Origin of the sequence: Pseudomonas sp. GCEP-101, from assembly GCF_025133575.1 — a bacterium.
Lineage (GTDB): Bacteria > Pseudomonadota > Gammaproteobacteria > Pseudomonadales > Pseudomonadaceae > Pseudomonas > Pseudomonas nitroreducens_B.
In genome coordinates this window covers 867,417-885,839 of sequence record NZ_CP104011.1, presented here as the reverse complement: position 1 = coordinate 885,839, position 18,423 = coordinate 867,417, and the positions used below count along the sequence as shown (strand labels likewise).

Here is an 18,423-nt window from a genome sequence, read left to right as displayed (position 1 = left end):
GCCCTTGAAGTGGCGCAAAGGCGCCCCATATACACGGCAGAGCCGCGGACCATTGGGTTCGCCTTGTTTTCAAAGGCTTATTTTCTTTTTAGGAGAGTGGCATGTCTGACGAACAACAGACTCAGGATTCCCAGTTCAACGAGCAGCCGGACACCGGCGCTACCGGGGACCTGAACGCCCGCGTGCTGGAACTGGAAGAACAGGTAGCCGCGGCGAAGGACCAGAGCCTGCGCGCCGTCGCCGAGCTGCAGAACGTCCGCCGCCGTGCCGAGCAGGACGTGGAAAAGGCACACAAGTTCGCCCTGGAGAAATTCGCCGGCGACCTGCTGCCGATCGTCGATACCCTCGAGCGCGCGCTGGAGATGTCGAACCCGGAAGACGAGGCGATCAAGCCGATGCGTGAAGGCATCGAACTGACGCTGAAGATGTTCCACGACACCCTCAAGCGCTACAGCCTCGAGCCGGTCGACCCGCACGGCGAGCCGTTCAATCCCGAACACCACCAGGCCATGGCCATGGAAGAGAGCGTGCGTCTCGAGCCGGGCAGCGTGGTCAAGGTGTTCCAGAAGGGCTACCTGCTCAACGGTCGTCTGCTGCGCCCGGCCATGGTCGTGGTCAGCAAGGCGCCGGAACAAACTCCGCCTTCGATCGACGAGAAGGCTTGAAATCCACCACCCGGTCCCCATCTGGGTAATCAACCGAGCCAAAGACCCGCAACAGGGTCAGCGCGGAATCTAATTTCTGGAGAGTGAAATATGGGCAAAATCATTGGTATCGACCTGGGGACCACCAACTCCTGTGTGTCCATCCTGGAGAACGGTAACGTCAAGGTCATCGAGAACGCCGAAGGCGCTCGTACCACCCCGTCGATCATCGGCTACGCCAACGACGGCGAAATCCTGGTTGGCCAGCCGGCGAAGCGCCAGGCCGTGACCAACCCGAAGAACACCCTGTACGCGGTGAAGCGCCTGATCGGTCGTCGCTTCGAAGAAGACGTCGTACAGAAAGACATCAAGATGGTGCCGTACAACATCGTCAAGGCTGACAACGGCGACGCGTGGGTCGAGGCCAAGGGCCAGAAGATGGCTCCGCCGCAGGTCTCCGCCGAAGTCCTGAAGAAGATGAAGAAGACCGCCGAGGACTACCTGGGCGAGCCGGTCACCGAAGCGGTCATCACCGTTCCGGCCTACTTCAACGACAGCCAGCGCCAGGCCACCAAGGACGCCGGCCGTATCGCCGGCCTGGACGTCAAGCGCATCATCAACGAGCCGACCGCGGCTGCGCTGGCCTACGGCCTGGACAAGGCCAAGGGCGACCACACCATCATCGTCTATGACCTGGGCGGCGGCACCTTCGACGTTTCCGTGATCGAGATCGCCGAAGTCGATGGCGAGCACCAGTTCGAGGTACTGGCCACCAACGGCGACACCTTCCTGGGTGGTGAAGACTTCGACCTGCGTCTGATCGACTACCTCGTCGAGGAATTCAAGAAAGAATCCGGCATGGATCTCAAGGGCGACCCGCTGGCCATGCAGCGCCTGAAGGAAGCTGCCGAGAAGGCCAAGATCGAGCTGTCCTCGACCCAGCAGACCGACGTCAACCTGCCGTACGTCACCGCTGACGCCAGCGGCCCGAAACACCTGAACGTCAAGGTTTCCCGCGCCAAGCTGGAATCCCTGGTGGAAGACCTGGTCAGCCGCACCATCGAGCCGTGCCGCGTTGCGCTGAAAGACGCAGGTCTGGACGTGTCGAAGATCGACGAAGTGATCCTGGTCGGCGGCCAGACCCGCATGCCGCTGGTGCAGAAGACCGTTGCCGAGTTCTTCGGCAAGGAAGCGCGCAAGGACGTCAACCCGGACGAAGCCGTCGCCATGGGTGCTGCCATCCAGGGCGCCGTGCTGGCCGGCGACGTGAAGGACGTGCTGCTGCTCGACGTCACCCCGCTGACCCTGGGTATCGAAACCCTCGGTGGCGTGATGACCGCGCTGATCGACAAGAACACCACCATCCCGACCAAGAAGTCCCAGGTGTTCTCCACCGCCGATGACAACCAGGGCGCCGTGACCATCCACGTGCTGCAGGGCGAGCGCAAGCAGGCCGCGCAGAACAAGTCGCTGGGCAAGTTCGACCTGGCCGACATCCCGCCGGCTCCGCGCGGCGTGCCGCAGATCGAAGTGACCTTCGACATCGACGCCAACGGCATCCTGCACGTGGGTGCGAAAGACAAGGCCACCGGCAAGCAGCAGTCCATCGTGATCAAGGCGTCCTCCGGCCTGTCCGAAGACGAGATCCAGCAGATGGTCCGCGACGCCGAGGCGAATGCCGAGGAAGACCGCAAGTTCGAGGAACTGGCCGCTGCCCGCAACCAGGGTGACGCGCTGGTCCACGCGACTCGCAAGATGGTTACCGAGGCGGGCGACAAGGCTACCGCCGAGGAGAAAGCCGCCATCGAGAAAGCGCTCGGCGAGCTGGAAGTTGCCGTGAAAGGCGACGACAAGGCCGAGATCGAGGCGAAGATGAACGCGCTGTCCCAGGCATCCACTCCGCTGGCGCAGAAGATGTACGCCGAACAGCCGCAGCCGGGCGCTGCCGCTCAGGGCGAGGCCGCTGACGACAAGGCGGGCGACGATGTCGTCGATGCCGAGTTCGAAGAGGTCAAGGAGAACAAGTAAGCCGCGTGCAAGCTTGCGCTCCAGCGCACCGATCAGCGGGTCGGTGCGCGTGAAACGTCACGCGGGGGCTTGCTCCCGCGTTGGCGTGTCTGGGGGAGAGGTTTTCAAGGTGCAAAGAATTTATGGCCAAACGTGATTTTTACGAGGTACTGGGTGTCGAGCGCGGCGCCAGCGAAGCGGACCTGAAGAAGGCCTATCGCCGGCTTGCCATGAAGTTCCACCCGGACCGCAACCCCGGCGACAAGGCCGCCGAGGACAAATTCAAGGAGGCCAACGAAGCGTACGAGGTCCTGTCCGACGCCAGTAAGCGCGCGGCCTACGACCAGTACGGCCATGCCGGCGTCGACCCTCAGATGGGTGGCGGCGGTGCGGGCTTCGGCGGCGCGAGCTTCTCGGACATCTTCGGCGATGTCTTCAGCGACTTCTTCGGTGGTGGCGGCGGCCGCGGCGGCTCCCGTGGCGGCCCGGCGCGCGGCGCCGACCTGCGCTACACCCTGGACCTGGATCTGGAAGACGCAGTCCGCGGCACCACCGTGACCATTCGCGTGCCCACCCTGGTGGGCTGCAAAACCTGCAACGGCAGCGGCGCCAAGCCCGGCACCACGCCGGTCACCTGTACCACCTGCGGTGGTATCGGTCAGGTGCGCATGCAGCAGGGCTTCTTCTCGGTGCAGCAGACCTGCCCGCGTTGCCACGGCAGCGGCAAGATGATCACCGACCCCTGTGGTTCCTGCCACGGCCAGGGTCGTGTGGAAGAGCACAAGACCCTGTCGGTGAAAGTCCCGGCGGGTGTCGATACCGGTGATCGCATCCGCCTGACCGGCGAAGGCGAGGCGGGCGCCCACGGCGGCCCGGCGGGCGACCTGTACGTGGTGGTGAACGTGCGCGAGCACGACATCTTCCAGCGTGACGGCAAGCACCTGTACTGCGAAGTGCCGATCAGCTTCGCCGACGCCGCCTTGGGTGGCGAGCTGGAAGTGCCGACCCTGGATGGCCGCGTGAAGCTGAAGATCCCCGAGGGCACCCAGACCGGCAAGCTGTTCCGCCTGCGCGGCAAGGGCGTGGCCCCGGTGCGCGGCGGCGGTGCTGGCGACCTGATGTGCCGTGTCGTCGTGGAAACCCCGGTCAACCTGGACAAGCGTCAGCGCGAGCTGCTCGAAGAGTTCCGCAATACCCTGCAGGGCAACTCTTCCCACTCGCCCAAGGCCAGTGGCTGGTTCGAAGGCATGAAGCGCTTCTTCGACGATCTATGATGCGAGGCCCCGGCGGTGCGAATCGTCCGGGGCTTTTTTAGCTTTGGAGCTGTTTTATATGCGACGTATAGCCGTAATGGGCGCCGCCGGGCGCATGGGCAAGACCCTGATCGAGGCGGTGCAGCAGACCAATGGCAGCGCCGGCCTGACCGCGGCGGTGTACCGTCCGGACAGCACCCTGGTGGGTGCCGATGCCGGCGAGCTGGCGGGCCTGGGGCGTATCGGCGTGCCGCTGTCGGGCGACCTGGCCAAGGTGGTCGACGAGTTCGACGTGCTGATCGATTTCACCCATCCGACCGTGACCCTGAAGAACCTGGAGGTCTGCCGCAAGGCGGGCAAGGCCATGGTCATCGGCACCACCGGTTTCTCCAGCGCGGAGAAGGAGCTGCTGAGCGAAGCGGCGAAGGACATCCCGATCGTCTTCGCGGCCAACTACAGCGTCGGCGTGAACCTGTGCCTGAAGCTGCTCGATACCGCCGCCCGCGTACTGGGTGACGACGTGGATATCGAGATCCTCGAAGCGCACCACCGTCACAAGGTCGATGCGCCGTCCGGCACCGCGCTGCGCATGGGTGAAGTGGTCGCCAATGCGCTGGGGCGTGATCTGGAGAAGGTGGCTGTCTACGGTCGTGAAGGCCAGACCGGTGCGCGTCCGCGCGAGACCATCGGCTTCGCCACCGTGCGGGCCGGTGACGTGGTGGGCGATCACACCGTGCTGTTCGCCGCTGACGGCGAGCGCGTGGAGATTACCCACAAGGCCTCGAGTCGCATGACCTTCGCTCGTGGCGCCGTGCGTGCCGCGCAGTGGCTGGAAGGGCAGGCCAACGGCCTGTACGACATGCAGGACGTCCTCGGTCTTCGCTGAGAGGCATAGCCGTACGTCGTGCAAAAGGTGGACCATGATGTCGCTTTTCTGTAAACTACAGCTTTAGTGTGTCCACTAAAAGCAGCGCAGCATGATCACATAAAAAGCGGGATGACTTCTTCTGATGTCATCCCGCTTTTTTACAATCTGCGCACGCCCAGCCAGGCTTGAACTACGGGAGGTCTTCTTGACTAAGCCAGCCATACTTGCACTTGCCGACGGCAGCGTTTTTCGCGGTGAAGCCATCGGCGCCGACGGGCAGACCGTCGGAGAGGTGGTGTTCAACACCGCCATGACCGGCTACCAGGAAATCCTCACCGATCCTTCCTACGCCCAACAGATCGTCACCCTGACCTACCCGCATATCGGTAACACCGGCACCACGCCCGAAGACGCCGAATCGAACAAGGTCTGGGCCGCCGGCCTGATCATTCGTGACCTGCCGCTGCTCTCCAGCAGCTGGCGCGACAAGCAGTCCCTGCCGGACTACCTGAAAGCCAACGGTACCGTTGCCATCGCCGGCATCGACACCCGCCGCCTGACCCGCATCCTGCGCGAGAAGGGTTCGCAGAACGGCTGCATCCTGGCTGGCGATGATGCCACCGAGGAAAAAGCCCTCGAACTGGCGCGCGGCTTCCCGGGCCTGAAAGGCATGGACCTGGCCAAAGTCGTTTCCTCCACCGAACGCTACGAATGGCGTTCCAGCGTGTGGAACCTGGAAACCGACAGCCACCCGGAAATCGCCGCCGCCGACCTGCCGTACCACGTGGTCGCCTACGATTTCGGCGTGAAGCTGAACATTCTGCGCATGCTGGTGGCACGCGGCTGCCGCCTGACCGTGGTGCCGGCACAGACCCCGGCCAGCGAAGTGCTTGCCCTGAACCCGGACGGCATCTTCCTCTCCAACGGCCCCGGCGACCCCGAGCCTTGCGACTACGCCATCCAGGCCATCCGCGAGTTCCTCGATACCGAGATCCCGGTCTTCGGCATCTGCCTCGGTCACCAGCTGCTGGCCCTGGCGTCCGGCGCCAAGACCCTGAAGATGGGCCACGGCCACCACGGTGCCAACCACCCGGTGCAGGACCTGGATTCGGGCGTGGTGATGATCACCAGCCAGAACCACGGTTTCGCCGTGGACGAGGCGAGCATGCCGGCCAACCTGCGCGCGACCCACAAGTCGCTGTTCGATGGCACCCTGCAGGGCATCGAGCGCACCGACAAGGTGGCCTTCAGCTTCCAGGGCCACCCGGAAGCCAGCCCCGGCCCGCACGACGTGGCTCCGCTGTTCGACCGCTTCATCGCGGCGATGGCGGAGCGCCGCTGAGTTCGGCCTGGTGCGAACTGGACGCAAGAGGTAGAAGAAGATGATGCCGACCCTGGGAATCACCGACCTGTGGACCTACGTCCTGGGTACGTTGTTCATCGTCCTGCTGCCGGGGCCGAACTCGCTGTTCGTCCTCGCCACCGCCGCCCAGCGCGGCGTGGCCTCGGGCTATCGGGCGGCGAGCGCGGTGTTCCTGGGCGATGCGATCCTGATGCTCCTCTCGGCGCTGGGTATCGCCTCGGTCCTCAAGGCCGAGCCGATGCTGTTCCTGGGCCTGAAATACGTTGGCGCCGCGTACCTGTTCTACCTGGGTATCGGCATGCTCCGCGGTGGTTGGCAGAAACTGCGCCACCCGCTGGAGGCGGCCGCCGCGCCGGCCAAGGAAGTGGACGTCAACCAGCCGTTCCGCAAGGCGCTGCTGCTGAGCCTGTCCAACCCCAAGGCGATCCTCTTCTTCATTTCCTTCTTCATCCAGTTCGTCGACCCGGGTTACGCCTACCCCGGCCTGTCGTTCCTGGTGCTGGGTACGATCCTCGAGATCATCAGCGCCCTGTACCTGAGTTTCCTGATTTTCTCCGGTGTGCGTCTGGCGGCCTGGTTCCGTCGGCGGCAACGGTTGGCTGCCGGCGCCTCGAGTGGCGTCGGCGCCCTGTTCGTCGGCTTTGGCGTGAAGCTGGCCAGCGCAACCCTTTCCTGAATATTGCAACGAGAGTCCCATGCCCAAGCGTACAGACATCAAGAGCATCCTGATCCTCGGCGCCGGCCCGATCGTCATCGGCCAGGCCTGCGAGTTCGACTACTCCGGCGCACAGGCCTGCAAGGCCCTGAAGGAAGAAGGCTTCCGTGTCATCCTGGTGAACTCCAACCCGGCCACCATCATGACCGACCCGGCCATGGCCGACGCCACCTACATCGAGCCGATCAAGTGGCAGACCGTCGCCAAGATCATCGAAAAGGAGCGCCCTGACGCGCTGCTGCCGACCATGGGTGGCCAGACCGCCCTGAACTGCGCCCTGGACCTGGAGCGCCACGGCGTGCTCGAGCAGTTCGGCGTGGAAATGATCGGCGCCAACGCCGACACCATCGACAAGGCCGAAGACCGTTCGCGCTTCGACAAGGCCATGCGCGACATCGGCCTGGCCTGCCCGCGCTCGGGTATCGCCCACACCATGGAAGAAGCCTACGGTGTGCTGGAGAAGGTCGGCTTCCCGTGCATCATCCGTCCGTCCTTCACCATGGGCGGCACCGGCGGCGGCATCGCCTACAACCGCGAAGAATTCGAAGAAATCTGCGCCCGTGGCCTGGACCTGTCGCCGACCAACGAGCTGCTGATCGACGAATCGCTGATCGGCTGGAAGGAATACGAGATGGAGGTGGTCCGCGACAAGAAGGACAACTGCATCATCGTCTGCTCCATCGAGAACTTCGATCCGATGGGCGTGCACACCGGTGACTCGATCACCGTCGCTCCGGCACAGACCCTGACCGACAAGGAATACCAGATCATGCGCAACGCCTCGCTGGCGGTGCTGCGTGAGATCGGCGTGGAAACCGGCGGCTCCAACGTGCAGTTCGGCATCTGCCCGAACACCGGCCGCATGGTCGTGATCGAGATGAACCCGCGCGTTTCGCGTTCCTCGGCGCTGGCCTCCAAGGCCACCGGCTTCCCGATCGCCAAGATCGCCGCCAAGCTGGCCGTCGGCTACACCCTCGATGAGCTACAGAACGACATCACCGGCGGTCGCACCCCGGCCTCCTTCGAGCCGGCGATCGACTACGTCGTCACCAAGATCCCGCGTTTCGCCTTCGAGAAATTCCCGAAAGCCGACGCCCGCCTGACCACCCAGATGAAGTCCGTGGGTGAAGTCATGGCCATCGGCCGCACCTTCCAGGAGTCCGTGCAGAAAGCCCTGCGCGGCCTGGAAGTGGGCGCCACCGGTTTCGATCCGAAGCTAGACCTGAACGATCCGGAAGCCGAGGGCATCCTCAAGCGCGAGCTGACCGTGCCCAATGCCGACCGCATCTGGTACGTCGCCGATGCCTTCCGTGCCGGCAAGAGCATCGCCGAAGTCTTCGACCTGACCCGCATCGACGAGTGGTTCCTGGTGCAGATCGAGGACCTGGTCAAGGACGAGGAGCGCGTCAAGACCCTGGGTCTGTCCGCCATCGACCGCGACCTGATGTACAAGCTCAAGCGCAAGGGCTTCTCCGACGCCCGCCTGGCCAAGCTGCTCGGCGTGACCGAGAAGAACCTGCGCAGCCATCGCCAGAAGCTCAAGGTGCTGCCGGTGTACAAGCGCGTGGACACCTGCGCCGCCGAGTTCGCCACCGACACCGCCTACATGTACTCGACCTACGAGGAGGAGTGCGAGGCCAACCCGTCGACCCGCGACAAGATCATGATCCTGGGCGGCGGTCCGAACCGCATCGGCCAGGGCATCGAGTTCGACTACTGCTGCGTACACGCCGCACTGGCCATGCGTGAAGACGGTTACGAGACCATCATGGTCAACTGCAACCCGGAAACCGTCTCCACCGACTACGACACCTCCGATCGCCTGTACTTCGAGCCGGTGACCCTGGAAGACGTGCTGGAGATCGTCCGCGTCGAGCAGCCCAAGGGCGTGATCGTCCAGTACGGCGGCCAGACCCCGCTGAAACTCTGCCGCGCCCTGGAAGAGGCCGGCGTGCCGATCATCGGCACCAGCCCCGACGCCATCGACCGCGCCGAAGACCGCGAGCGCTTCCAGCAGATGGTCCAGCGCCTGAACCTGCGCCAGCCGGCCAACGCCACCGCGCGCAGCGAAGACCAGGCCCTGGAGCTGTCGAAGAACATCGGCTACCCGATGGTGGTGCGCCCGTCCTACGTACTGGGCGGCCGCGCGATGGAAATCGTCTACCAGGAAGAAGAGCTCAAGCGCTACATGCGCGAGGCCGTGAAGGTTTCCAACGACAGCCCGGTGCTGCTGGACCGCTTCCTCAACTGCGCCATCGAAGTCGACATCGATGCGGTGTGCGACGGCGAGACCGTGGTGATCGGCGCGATCATGCAGCACATCGAACAGGCCGGCGTGCACTCCGGTGACTCCGCCTGCTCGCTGCCGCCGTACTCGCTGCCGCAGCACATCCAGGACGAGATCCGCGAACAGGTCAAGAAGATGGCCCTGGAGCTCGGCGTGGTCGGCCTGATGAACGTGCAGATGGCCGTGCAGGGTGAAGACATCTACGTGATCGAGGTCAACCCGCGCGCCTCGCGTACCGTGCCCTTCGTTTCCAAGTGCATCGGCGAATCCCTGGCCAAGGTTGCGGCCCGCGTCATGGCTGGCAAATCCCTGGCCGAAGTCGGCTTCACCCAGGAGGTGATCCCGCCGTACTATAGCGTCAAGGAAGCGGTGTTCCCGTTCGCCAAGTTCCCCGGCGTCGACCCGATCCTCGGCCCAGAGATGAAATCCACCGGCGAGGTAATGGGGGTCGGCGACAGCTTCGGTGAGGCATTCGCCAAGGCCCAGCTGGGCGCCAGCGAAATCCTGCCGAACGCCGGTTGCGCCTTCATCAGCGTCCGCGAGGACGACAAGCCGCAAGCCGTCCAGGTCGCCCGCGATCTGGTCGCGCTGGGCTTCGAGGTGGTTGCCACCGCCGGTACCGCCAAGGTGATCGAAGCGGCCGGCCTGCCGGTGCGTCGCGTGAACAAGGTGACCGAGGGCCGTCCTCACGTGGTCGACATGATCAAGAATGACGAAGTCACCCTGATCATCAACACCACCGAAGGCCGCCAGTCCATCGCTGACTCGTACTCCATCCGTCGTAACGCCCTGCAGCACAAGATCTACTGCACCACCACCATCGCGGCGGGGCAGGCGATCTGTGAGGCGCTCAAGTTCGGTCCCGAGAAGACCGTTCGCCGTCTGCAGGATCTCCATGCAGGAATCAACGCATGAGCAAATTCCCAATGACCGTCCAGGGCGCTCGCGCCCTGGAAGAAGAACTGAAATACCTGAAGACCGTTCTGCGCCCGCAGATCACCCAGGCCATCGCGGAAGCGCGTGAGCTGGGCGACCTCAAGGAAAACGCCGAGTACCATGCGGCCCGCGAACAGCAGGGCATGTCCGAAGCGCGTATCCGCGACATCGAGGCCAAGCTGTCCAACGCGCAGATCATCGACGTGACCACCATTCCGCACACCGGCAAGGTGATCTTCGGCACCACCGTGGATATCGCCAACGTCGAGACCGACGAGACGGTGACCTACCAGATCGTCGGCGACGACGAGGCGGACATCAAGAACAGCAAGATCTCGGTCAACTCGCCGATCGCCCGCGCGCTGATCGGCAAGACCGAAGGCGATGCCGTGCTGGTGAAGACCCCGGGCGGCGACGTCGAGTACGAGATCGTTGAAGTCCGCCACGCCTGATCGGCAACCCCTCAACGCAGGCACCGTCAGTTGGCTGCTGGCCCAGACATTCTGGGTCGGCGGCCTCTGGCTGCTTCAGTTCGTGGTTCTGCCAGCGCTGGACAAGATCGGCCTGGCGCCGCTGCTGGTGGAATCCGTGGCCGACGCGCTGAAACCGTTGCTGCTGGCTTTCGCGGCGTTCTGCGTGCTGCTCCAGGCCCTGGTGCTCTGGCAGGCGCGCGGCGTCGCTGCTTTCCTCCGGGAAACGCGAGGGCAGTTGCTGCTCACCGTGCTGGTGATGGCGGCGGCCTATTTCGTGGTGCGCCAGGTCGCGCCGGACGCTCAGCGCTGGCTGCTGTTCAACTACCTGGTGGTGGCGCTGTGCGGTCTGCTGCTGGTGCTGCAACCGGTGCCGGGACGGGGCGAGCGGAATTGACGCGGCGGAGCCTTGCCGGCTCCGCGCTGCCGGGCTTGACTGTCAGAGGCCGCTGTAGCGGCTGATGTTCGACAGGTTCTTGTTCGGCTTGGGATTGCGGCGATAGATCAGCGCCATCTTGCCGATGACCTGGATCAGTTCGCAGCTGCCGCTCTGGCAGAGTTCGTCGATCAGCGCACGACGGTCGTCGCGTTCGGCGATGCGGAACTGCACCTTGATCAGTTCGTGATCGTTCAGAGCACGCTCAAGCTCGGCCATCACGCCTTCCGACAGACCGTTTTCAGCAACGGTCAATACGGGTTTCAGGTGATGCCCGATAGATTTGAACTGCTTTTTCTGCTCCTGAGAGAGCGCCATAATCTGACCCCTGGGAAAAAAGGCGGATATTCTACCCGAGTTTCGGTTATACCGGGATGCCGCTCAGACGAGGTAATACGTGGCCCGTTCCAAGACTAGCCATCGCTGGCTGAAAGAACATTTCGACGATCCGTACGTGAAGATGGCACAGCGCGACGGCTATCGCTCGCGCGCCAGCTACAAGCTGCTGGAAATCCAGGAGAAGGATCGCATCCTGCGCCCCGGCATGACCGTGGTCGACCTCGGCGCAGCGCCAGGCGGCTGGTCGCAGGTCACCAGTCGGGTGATTGGCGACAAGGGTACGCTGATCGCCTCGGACATCCTGCCGATGGACAGCATCCCGGACGTCACCTTCATCCAGGGCGACTTCACCGAGGACGAGGTCTTCGAGCAGTTGCTCGCGGCCATCGGAGAAAATCCGGTAGACCTTGTGATTTCCGATATGGCCCCCAATATGAGTGGATTGCCCGCTGTGGACATGCCCCGCGCAATGTTCCTCTGCGAGCTGGCCCTGGACCTGTGCACCCGTGTGCTGCGTCCGGGCGGTGATTTCCTGATCAAGATTTTCCAGGGTGAGGGTTTCGACGCTTACCACAAGCAGGTTCGCGAGAACTTCGAGAAGGTGCAGATGCGCAAGCCGCTGTCCTCCCGCGACCGTTCGCGCGAGCAGTATCTGCTCGCACGCGGGTTTCGCGGCGCCTAGACTGGAATGAATGGGCAGGCTGTTGGTCTACGCCTTGCAGGTTTTGCTTGTACCGGTGAAGGCCGGGGTTCATAAAGGGTTACAGACGGCGCCTGCCGGGCGGCGGGCGTTGTGTAGTAATTTTGGCCGGAAGGAGTCTGGCCGTCGTGAGAAGCGGTTTCCAGGGCGGAGCCGGCTTCAGAGGGTAGTCAATTGAACGACATGGCAAAGAACCTGATTCTGTGGCTGATCATCGCGGCGGTACTCGTCACCGTGATGAACAACTTCTCCAGCCCGAGCGAGCCGCAGACGCTCAATTATTCCGACTTCATCCAGCAGGTGAAGGACGGCAAGGTCGAGCGCGTAACCGTCGACGGCTATGTCATCACCGGCAAGCGCCAGGATGGTGACACCTTCAAGACCATCCGCCCGGCGATCCAAGACAACGGCCTGATCGGCGACCTGGTCAACAACAACGTGGTCGTCGAAGGCAAGCAGCCCGAGCAGCAGAGCATCTGGACTCAGCTGCTGGTTGCGAGCTTCCCGATCCTGGTGATCATCGCGGTGTTCATGTTCTTCATGCGCCAGATGCAGGGCGGCGGCGGTGGCCGCGGCGGTCCGATGAGCTTCGGCAAGAGCAAGGCGCGCCTGTTGTCGGAAGACCAGGTGAAGACCACCTTCGCCGACGTCGCCGGTTGCGACGAGGCCAAGGAAGAAGTCAGCGAACTGGTGGAATTCCTCCGCGATCCGGGCAAGTTCCAGCGCCTGGGCGGCCGTATTCCGCGCGGCGTGCTGATGGTTGGCCCGCCCGGTACCGGCAAGACCCTGCTCGCCAAGGCGATCGCCGGCGAAGCCAAGGTGCCGTTCTTCACCATTTCCGGTTCGGACTTCGTGGAAATGTTCGTCGGCGTGGGCGCTTCGCGCGTTCGCGACATGTTCGACCAGGCCAAGAAGCACGCACCGTGCATCATCTTCATCGACGAGATCGACGCCGTCGGCCGCCATCGTGGCGCCGGCCTGGGCGGCGGTCACGACGAGCGTGAACAGACCCTCAACCAGTTGCTGGTGGAAATGGACGGCTTCGAGATGAATGACGGCATCATCGTCATCGCCGCGACCAACCGTCCGGACGTGCTCGACCCTGCGCTGCTGCGTCCGGGGCGCTTCGACCGCCAGGTGGTGGTCGGCCTGCCGGATATCCGCGGCCGCGAGCAGATCCTGAAAGTGCACATGCGCAAGGTGCCGCTGGGCGACAACGTCGATCCGGCCGTCATCGCGCGCGGTACTCCGGGTTTCTCCGGTGCCGACCTGGCCAACCTGGTCAACGAGGCCTCGCTGTTCGCCGCCCGCGCCAACAAGCGCATCGTCGACATGCGTGAGTTCGAGCTGGCCAAGGACAAGATCATGATGGGCGCCGAGCGCAAGACCATGGTCATGTCCGAGAAAGAGAAGAAGAACACCGCGTTCCACGAAGCCGGCCACGCCATCGTTGGCCGTCTGGTGCCGGAACACGACCCGGTCTACAAGGTTTCGATCATTCCGCGCGGCCGCGCCCTGGGCGTGACCATGTTCCTGCCGGAAGAGGATCGCTACAGCCTGTCCAAGCGCGCCCTGGAAAGCCAGATCTGCTCCCTCTTCGGTGGCCGTATCGCCGAGGAAATGACCCTGGGCTTCGAAGGCGTGACCACCGGTGCCTCCAACGACATCATGCGGGCCACTCAGCTGGCGCGGAACATGGTGACCAAGTGGGGCCTGTCGGAGAAGCTCGGTCCGCTGATGTATGCGGAGGAGGAGGGTGAGGTGTTCCTCGGTCGCAGCGCCGGCAGCCAGCACGCCAATGTGTCGGGCGAGACCGCGAAGCTGATCGACCAGGAAGTGCGCCGCATCATCGACGACTGCTACGGCACCGCCAAGCGCCTGCTGGAAGAGAACCGCGACAAGCTCGATATGATGGCCGACGCGCTGATGAAGTACGAAACCATCGATGCCGATCAGATCGACGACATCATGGCCGGCCGTACGCCGCGTGAGCCGCGCGACTGGCAGGGCGGCAACTCGGGTTCTTCCGGCAATGCCGCCGCGCCGCGCGACGAAGGCCGCCAGGAAAATCCGATTGGCGGACCTGCCGGCGAACACTGAGAGCACTGAATGAGTTCGTCGTACCACCCGACCCGGTTGCCTTGCGGCAACCGGGTTCTTGATTTGAGCCGCCCGCATGTCATGGGCATCCTCAATGTCACCCCTGACTCCTTCTCCGACGGCGGGCGCTTCAATCAGCGCGATGCCGCATTGCGTCATGCGGCACAGATGGTCGCTGCAGGCGCCACGCTGATCGATATCGGCGGCGAGTCGACGCGGCCCGGCGCGCGTGTGGTTTCGCCCACCGAGGAGCTCGAGCGGGTGGCGCCGGTCGTCGAGGCAATTGCCCGCGAGCTGGATGTGGTGATCTCCGTGGATACCTCCACCCCGGCCGTCATGCGCGAAACCGCGCGTCTGGGCGCCGGACTGATCAATGATGTGCGCGCACTGCAGCGCGATGGCGCCCTGGATGCGGCAGTCGATACCGGTCTGCCCGTATGCCTGATGCACATGCGTGGCGAGCCGGGGAACATGCAGGACGACCCGCGCTATGCCGATATTCATCAGGAGGTCCGTGGCTTCCTCGAGGAACGCATCGCCGCGTGCGAAGCCGTGGGCATTGCCCGCGAACGCATCGTCATCGATCCTGGCTTCGGTTTTGCCAAGACGCAGAGCCACAACCTCAATCTGTTCCGGCAGATGGATCGGTTGCTGGAAATGGGCTGCCCGTTACTGGTCGGCGTCTCGCGCAAGAGCATGATTGGCCGGGCGCTCGGCCGTGAAGTGGGCGAGCGCCTGTATGGCAGTCTGGCCCTGGCTGCGCTGGCGGTCGCCAAGGGAGCCAGCATTATCCGCGTCCACGATGTCGCCGAGACCTTGGATGTGGTTCGAATGATTTACGCAGTGGAAAGTGCAAAGGAAGAGGGGATGCCCGCATGAGCAGGAAGTATTTCGGTACCGATGGAATCCGCGGTCGTGTCGGCACGCCGCCGATCACGCCCGACTTCGTGCTCAAGCTGGGCTGGGCGGTGGGGATGGCCTTCCGTCAGCAGGGCAAGTGCCGCGTCCTGGTGGGCAAGGACACGCGGATTTCCGGCTACATGTTCGAATCCGCGCTGGAGGCGGGCCTCTCGGCCGCAGGCGCCGACGTGATGCTGCTCGGCCCCATGCCGACTCCCGGTATCGCCTACCTCACCCGTACCTTCCATGCCGAAGCGGGCATCGTCATCAGTGCGTCGCACAACCCGCATGACGACAACGGCATCAAGTTCTTCTCCGGCCAGGGCACCAAGCTGCCCGACGAGGTCGAGTTGATCATCGAGGAGCTGCTCGACGCGCCGATGACCGTGGTCGAGTCCGCTCGCCTGGGCAAGGTCTCGCGCATCAACGACGCCGCCGGCCGCTACATCGAGTTCTGCAAGAGCAGTGTGCCGTCCAACACCAGCTTCGCCGGCCTGCGCATTGCGCTGGATTGCGCCCACGGCGCGACCTACAAGATCGCCCCCAACGTCTTCCGTGAGCTGGGCGCCGAGGTCTTCGTCATCGGTGCCGAGCCCAATGGCCTGAACATCAACGACAAGTGCGGTTCCACCCACATGGGTGCGCTGCAGGAGGCCGTGCTGGCCCAGCACGCGGACATCGGCATTGCTTTCGACGGTGACGGCGACCGGGTGATGATGGTCGATCACACCGGGACCATCGTCGATGGCGACGAGATCCTCTACCTCATTGCGCGCGACATGCTGGATCGCGGCAAGTTACATGGCGGCGTGGTGGGAACGCTGATGAGCAACCTGGGCCTGGAGCTGGCGCTGCAGGAGCTCAACATTCCGTTCGTGCGCGCCAAGGTGGGCGACCGCTACGTGATGTCCGAATTGCAGTCGCGCAACTGGCAGCTGGGTGGTGAGAACTCCGGCCACGTGGTCTGCTGCCAGCACACCACCACCGGTGATGCGATCATTGCCGCACTGCAGGTGCTGATGGCGCTCAAGACCCGCGGCCAGAACCTGGCCGAGGCTCGCATGGGGGTTCGCAAGTGCCCGCAGGTGCTGATCAACGTGCGCTTTGCCGGCGGCGGGGTCGACCCGCTGGAGCACCCGGCGGTGAAGGACGCCTGTGCCAAGGTGACCGAGGAAATGGGCGGCCGCGGCCGCGTCCTGCTGCGCAAGTCCGGTACCGAGCCGCTGGTACGGGTGATGGTCGAAGGGGATGAGGAAGCCCGCGTGCGTGCCTATGCCGAACAATTGGCAAAGGTCGTTACCGAGGTATGTGCTTGATTTCTCTTGTCAGTTCCAAAAGCGTCGAGTAATATCTGCGCCCACTTTGCTCAGCGAGGTACAGCATGCGTCGACCCTTGGTGGCCGGTAATTGGAAAATGCACGGTACCCGCTCCAGCGTAACGGAGCTGATCAAAGGCCTGCGTCAACTGGCTCTTCCCACGGGTGTCGATGTGGCGGTGTTCCCGCCCTGTCTGTACATCAATCAGGTCGTACAAGGTCTGGATGGAAAAGCGGTTGCCGTCGGTGCGCAGAATTGCGCGGTTGAGCCGATGCAGGGAGCCCTCACGGGCGAGGTCGCAGCCAGCCAGTTGGCAGATGCGAGCTGTTCCCTGGTGCTGGTCGGTCACTCCGAGCGTCGCCTGATCCTGGGTGAAAACGATGGAGTGATCAGTCGCAAGTTTGCAGCGGCTCAGTCGTGTGGCCTGGTTCCGATCCTGTGCGTGGGTGAGACTCGCGAACAGCGTGAGGCGGGCAAGACGCTTGAAGTCGTCGGGCGCCAGTTGGGCTCGGTGATCGAAGATATGGGTGTCGGGGCTTTCTCCCGCGCCGTTGTGGCTTACGAGCCGGTGTGGGCGATTGGGACGGGGCTGACCGCTTCTCCCGAGCAGGCCCAGGAAGTACATGCGGCGATTCGCGCGCAGATCTCGGCGGAAAACGCAGAGGTGGCCCGCGGTCTTCGTCTCCTGTATGGCGGCAGTGTCAAGGCCGCCAACGCTGTCGAACTTTTCGGCATGCCGGATATCGATGGGGGGCTCATTGGTGGAGCTTCCCTGAATGCAGATGAGTTCGGTGCGATCTGTCGCGCCGCAGGAAACTGAAGATGCTGGAAACAGTTGTAATCGTGATTCACCTGCTGATGGCGCTGGGTCTGGTTGTGCTGGTCCTGCTTCAGCAAGGCAAGGGTGCCGACGCCGGTGCGTCGTTCGGTGCAGGTGCTTCGGCCACCGTTTTCGGTAGCCAAGGTTCTGCTACCTTCCTGAGCCGCTTTACTGCTATACTCGCTGCAGTTTTTTTCATTACCAGCTTGGGTTTAGCGTATTTTGCTAAAGAAAAAGCTGATATGATTCGTCACGCTGGGCTTCCTGATCCGGCAGTGATGGAGCAGAAGCAGGAACAGGCTCCGGCAGCTAGCGACGTGCCGGGCGCGCAAGGGCAACCTCAAGCCCCTGCAGGCGGTAACGGCGACGTTCCGGCGGCTCCTGAGCAGAAGTAAGCAGGCAAGAGTTTTTGCCGAGGTGGTGGAATTGGTAGACACGCTACCTTGAGGTGGTAGTGGCCATAGGCTGTAGGGGTTCGAGTCCCCTCCTCGGTACCATATACGAAAAGGCCCGCAGTGCGGGCCTTGTCGTTTCGGAGTTTCGGTTGACCTTGAAGGGGCTCAACCGTATAATTTCGCACCAGCTTTGACGCGGGATGGAGCAGTCTGGTAGCTCGTCGGGCTCATAACCCGAAGGTCGTAGGTTCAAATCCTGCTCCCGCAACCAGTTTGGCAGAGCCCCTTTTCAGGGGCTTTTTGCTAGCTGGACAGTCCGCGCCGCCATGTCAGGGCGGTCCTTAAGGGATGGGCGTTTCGCCCATTTTTTGTTTCTACAGCATACGCGAGGCGATCAGGTGTCGAGCAAGCTAGAACAGTTGCAGGCCTTGTTGGCCCCTGTAGTAGAAGCGCTCGGCTATGAGTGCTGGGGCCTGGAGTTCATTTCCCAAGGTCGCCATTCCCTGCTCCGGGTATATATCGATCGTCCGGAAGGCATCCTGATCGATGACTGCGAAGTTGTCAGTCGTCAGGTCAGCGGCATCCTGGACGTGGAAGACCCGATCAGTGGCGAGTACACCCTGGAGGTGTCGTCGCCCGGTATGGATCGGCCGCTCTTCACGCTCGAGCAGTTCGCCCGCTATGTCGGCGAGCAGGTGAAGATCAAGCTGCGTACGCCCTTCGAACGGCGTCGCAATTTCCAGGGCATTCTCCGTGGTGTGGAGGAGCAGGATGTGGTGGTCCTGGTGGACGACCATGAATACCTGCTGCCGGTCGACTCGATCGACAAGGCCAACATCATTCCCCGATTTGAGTGAGCCGCCAGAGCGCGGA

At 63.4% G+C, this 18,423-nt stretch carries 17 protein-coding genes and 2 tRNA genes; 18 read left to right on the top strand and 1 reads right to left on the bottom strand.

Annotated elements, in window-relative coordinates:
• Positions 1-101: 101 nt before the first annotated feature.
• From grpE to N0B71_RS04045, 9 genes are all read left to right on the top strand, one after another.
• Entirely contained in the window at positions 102-665 is a 564-nt protein-coding gene (gene grpE / locus N0B71_RS04085) for a nucleotide exchange factor GrpE (protein ID WP_259757418.1), read from the top strand.
• Between the two features lie 90 nt (positions 666-755).
• Entirely contained in the window at positions 756-2,672 is a 1,917-nt protein-coding gene (gene dnaK, locus N0B71_RS04080) for a molecular chaperone DnaK (protein ID WP_259757417.1), read from the top strand.
• 122 nt (positions 2,673-2,794) lie between these two features.
• Positions 2,795-3,925: a molecular chaperone DnaJ gene (gene dnaJ / locus N0B71_RS04075; protein WP_259757416.1), complete on the top strand. Its 1,131-nt coding sequence runs from the start codon at positions 2,795-2,797 to the stop codon at positions 3,923-3,925.
• Positions 3,926-3,983: 58 nt separating this feature from the next.
• Positions 3,984-4,790 carry a 4-hydroxy-tetrahydrodipicolinate reductase gene (gene dapB / locus N0B71_RS04070; RefSeq protein WP_259757415.1) on the top strand — a complete coding sequence of 269 codons (807 nt, stop codon included), beginning with the start codon at positions 3,984-3,986 and terminating at the stop codon, positions 4,788-4,790.
• A 187-nt stretch (positions 4,791-4,977) separates the two neighbouring features.
• Positions 4,978-6,114 carry a glutamine-hydrolyzing carbamoyl-phosphate synthase small subunit gene (gene carA, locus N0B71_RS04065; RefSeq protein WP_207882704.1) on the top strand — a complete coding sequence of 379 codons (1,137 nt, stop codon included), beginning with the start codon at positions 4,978-4,980 and terminating at the stop codon, positions 6,112-6,114.
• Between the two features lie 43 nt (positions 6,115-6,157).
• A complete protein-coding gene (gene leuE, locus N0B71_RS04060) occupies positions 6,158-6,811 on the top strand; it encodes a leucine efflux protein LeuE (RefSeq protein WP_259757414.1) in 654 nt (217 codons plus the stop codon).
• 19 nt (positions 6,812-6,830) lie between these two features.
• Positions 6,831-10,052 carry a carbamoyl-phosphate synthase large subunit gene (gene carB, locus N0B71_RS04055; protein ID WP_259757413.1) on the top strand — a complete coding sequence of 1,074 codons (3,222 nt, stop codon included), beginning with the start codon at positions 6,831-6,833 and terminating at the stop codon, positions 10,050-10,052.
• A complete protein-coding gene (greA, locus tag N0B71_RS04050; RefSeq protein ID WP_259757412.1) occupies positions 10,049-10,525 on the top strand; it encodes a transcription elongation factor GreA in 477 nt (158 codons plus the stop codon). Before carB ends, greA begins: the two co-directional genes overlap by 4 nt.
• The gene (locus N0B71_RS04045; RefSeq protein ID WP_259757411.1) at positions 10,506-10,940 is read left to right on the top strand and encodes a DUF4149 domain-containing protein; all 435 of its coding nucleotides are present in this window, start codon (positions 10,506-10,508) and stop codon (positions 10,938-10,940) included. The genes greA and N0B71_RS04045 overlap by 20 nt, the downstream gene beginning before the upstream one ends.
• Positions 10,941-10,982: 42 nt before the next feature.
• Here the strand turns inward: N0B71_RS04045 and N0B71_RS04040 are convergent, their stop codons facing one another.
• Positions 10,983-11,297, bottom strand: coding sequence for a YhbY family RNA-binding protein (locus N0B71_RS04040; RefSeq protein WP_259757410.1), 315 nt, complete (start codon positions 11,295-11,297; stop codon positions 10,983-10,985).
• Positions 11,298-11,376: 79 nt separating this feature from the next.
• On the opposite strand from N0B71_RS04040, the gene rlmE reads away from it, so the two are divergent.
• From rlmE to rimP, 9 genes are all read left to right on the top strand, one after another.
• Complete coding sequence (rlmE, locus tag N0B71_RS04035) at positions 11,377-12,000, top strand: 23S rRNA (uridine(2552)-2'-O)-methyltransferase RlmE (RefSeq protein WP_259757409.1); 624 nt, start codon at positions 11,377-11,379, stop codon at positions 11,998-12,000.
• Between the two features lie 201 nt (positions 12,001-12,201).
• On the top strand, positions 12,202-14,118 hold the full coding sequence (gene ftsH, locus N0B71_RS04030; RefSeq protein WP_259759471.1) for an ATP-dependent zinc metalloprotease FtsH: 1,917 nt from the start codon (positions 12,202-12,204) through the stop codon (positions 14,116-14,118).
• A gap of 9 nt (positions 14,119-14,127) precedes the next feature.
• Positions 14,128-14,997: a dihydropteroate synthase gene (gene folP / locus N0B71_RS04025; RefSeq protein WP_259757408.1), complete on the top strand. Its 870-nt coding sequence runs from the start codon at positions 14,128-14,130 to the stop codon at positions 14,995-14,997.
• Positions 14,994-16,334, top strand: coding sequence for a phosphoglucosamine mutase (gene glmM / locus N0B71_RS04020; protein ID WP_259757407.1), 1,341 nt, complete (start codon positions 14,994-14,996; stop codon positions 16,332-16,334). The genes folP and glmM overlap by 4 nt, the downstream gene beginning before the upstream one ends.
• Positions 16,335-16,399: 65 nt before the next feature.
• Entirely contained in the window at positions 16,400-17,155 is a 756-nt protein-coding gene (gene tpiA, locus N0B71_RS04015; protein WP_259757406.1) for a triose-phosphate isomerase, read from the top strand.
• A gap of 2 nt (positions 17,156-17,157) precedes the next feature.
• On the top strand, positions 17,158-17,550 hold the full coding sequence (gene secG, locus N0B71_RS04010) for a preprotein translocase subunit SecG (protein WP_024765320.1): 393 nt from the start codon (positions 17,158-17,160) through the stop codon (positions 17,548-17,550).
• Between the two features lie 16 nt (positions 17,551-17,566).
• Positions 17,567-17,652 (top strand) — tRNA-Leu (locus N0B71_RS04005).
• 92 nt (positions 17,653-17,744) lie between these two features.
• Positions 17,745-17,821, top strand: a tRNA-Met gene (locus N0B71_RS04000).
• 127 nt (positions 17,822-17,948) lie between these two features.
• Positions 17,949-18,407, top strand: a complete 459-nt coding sequence (rimP, locus tag N0B71_RS03995; protein ID WP_259757405.1) for a ribosome maturation factor RimP — start codon at positions 17,949-17,951, stop codon at positions 18,405-18,407.
• Positions 18,408-18,423 lie beyond the last annotated feature (16 nt).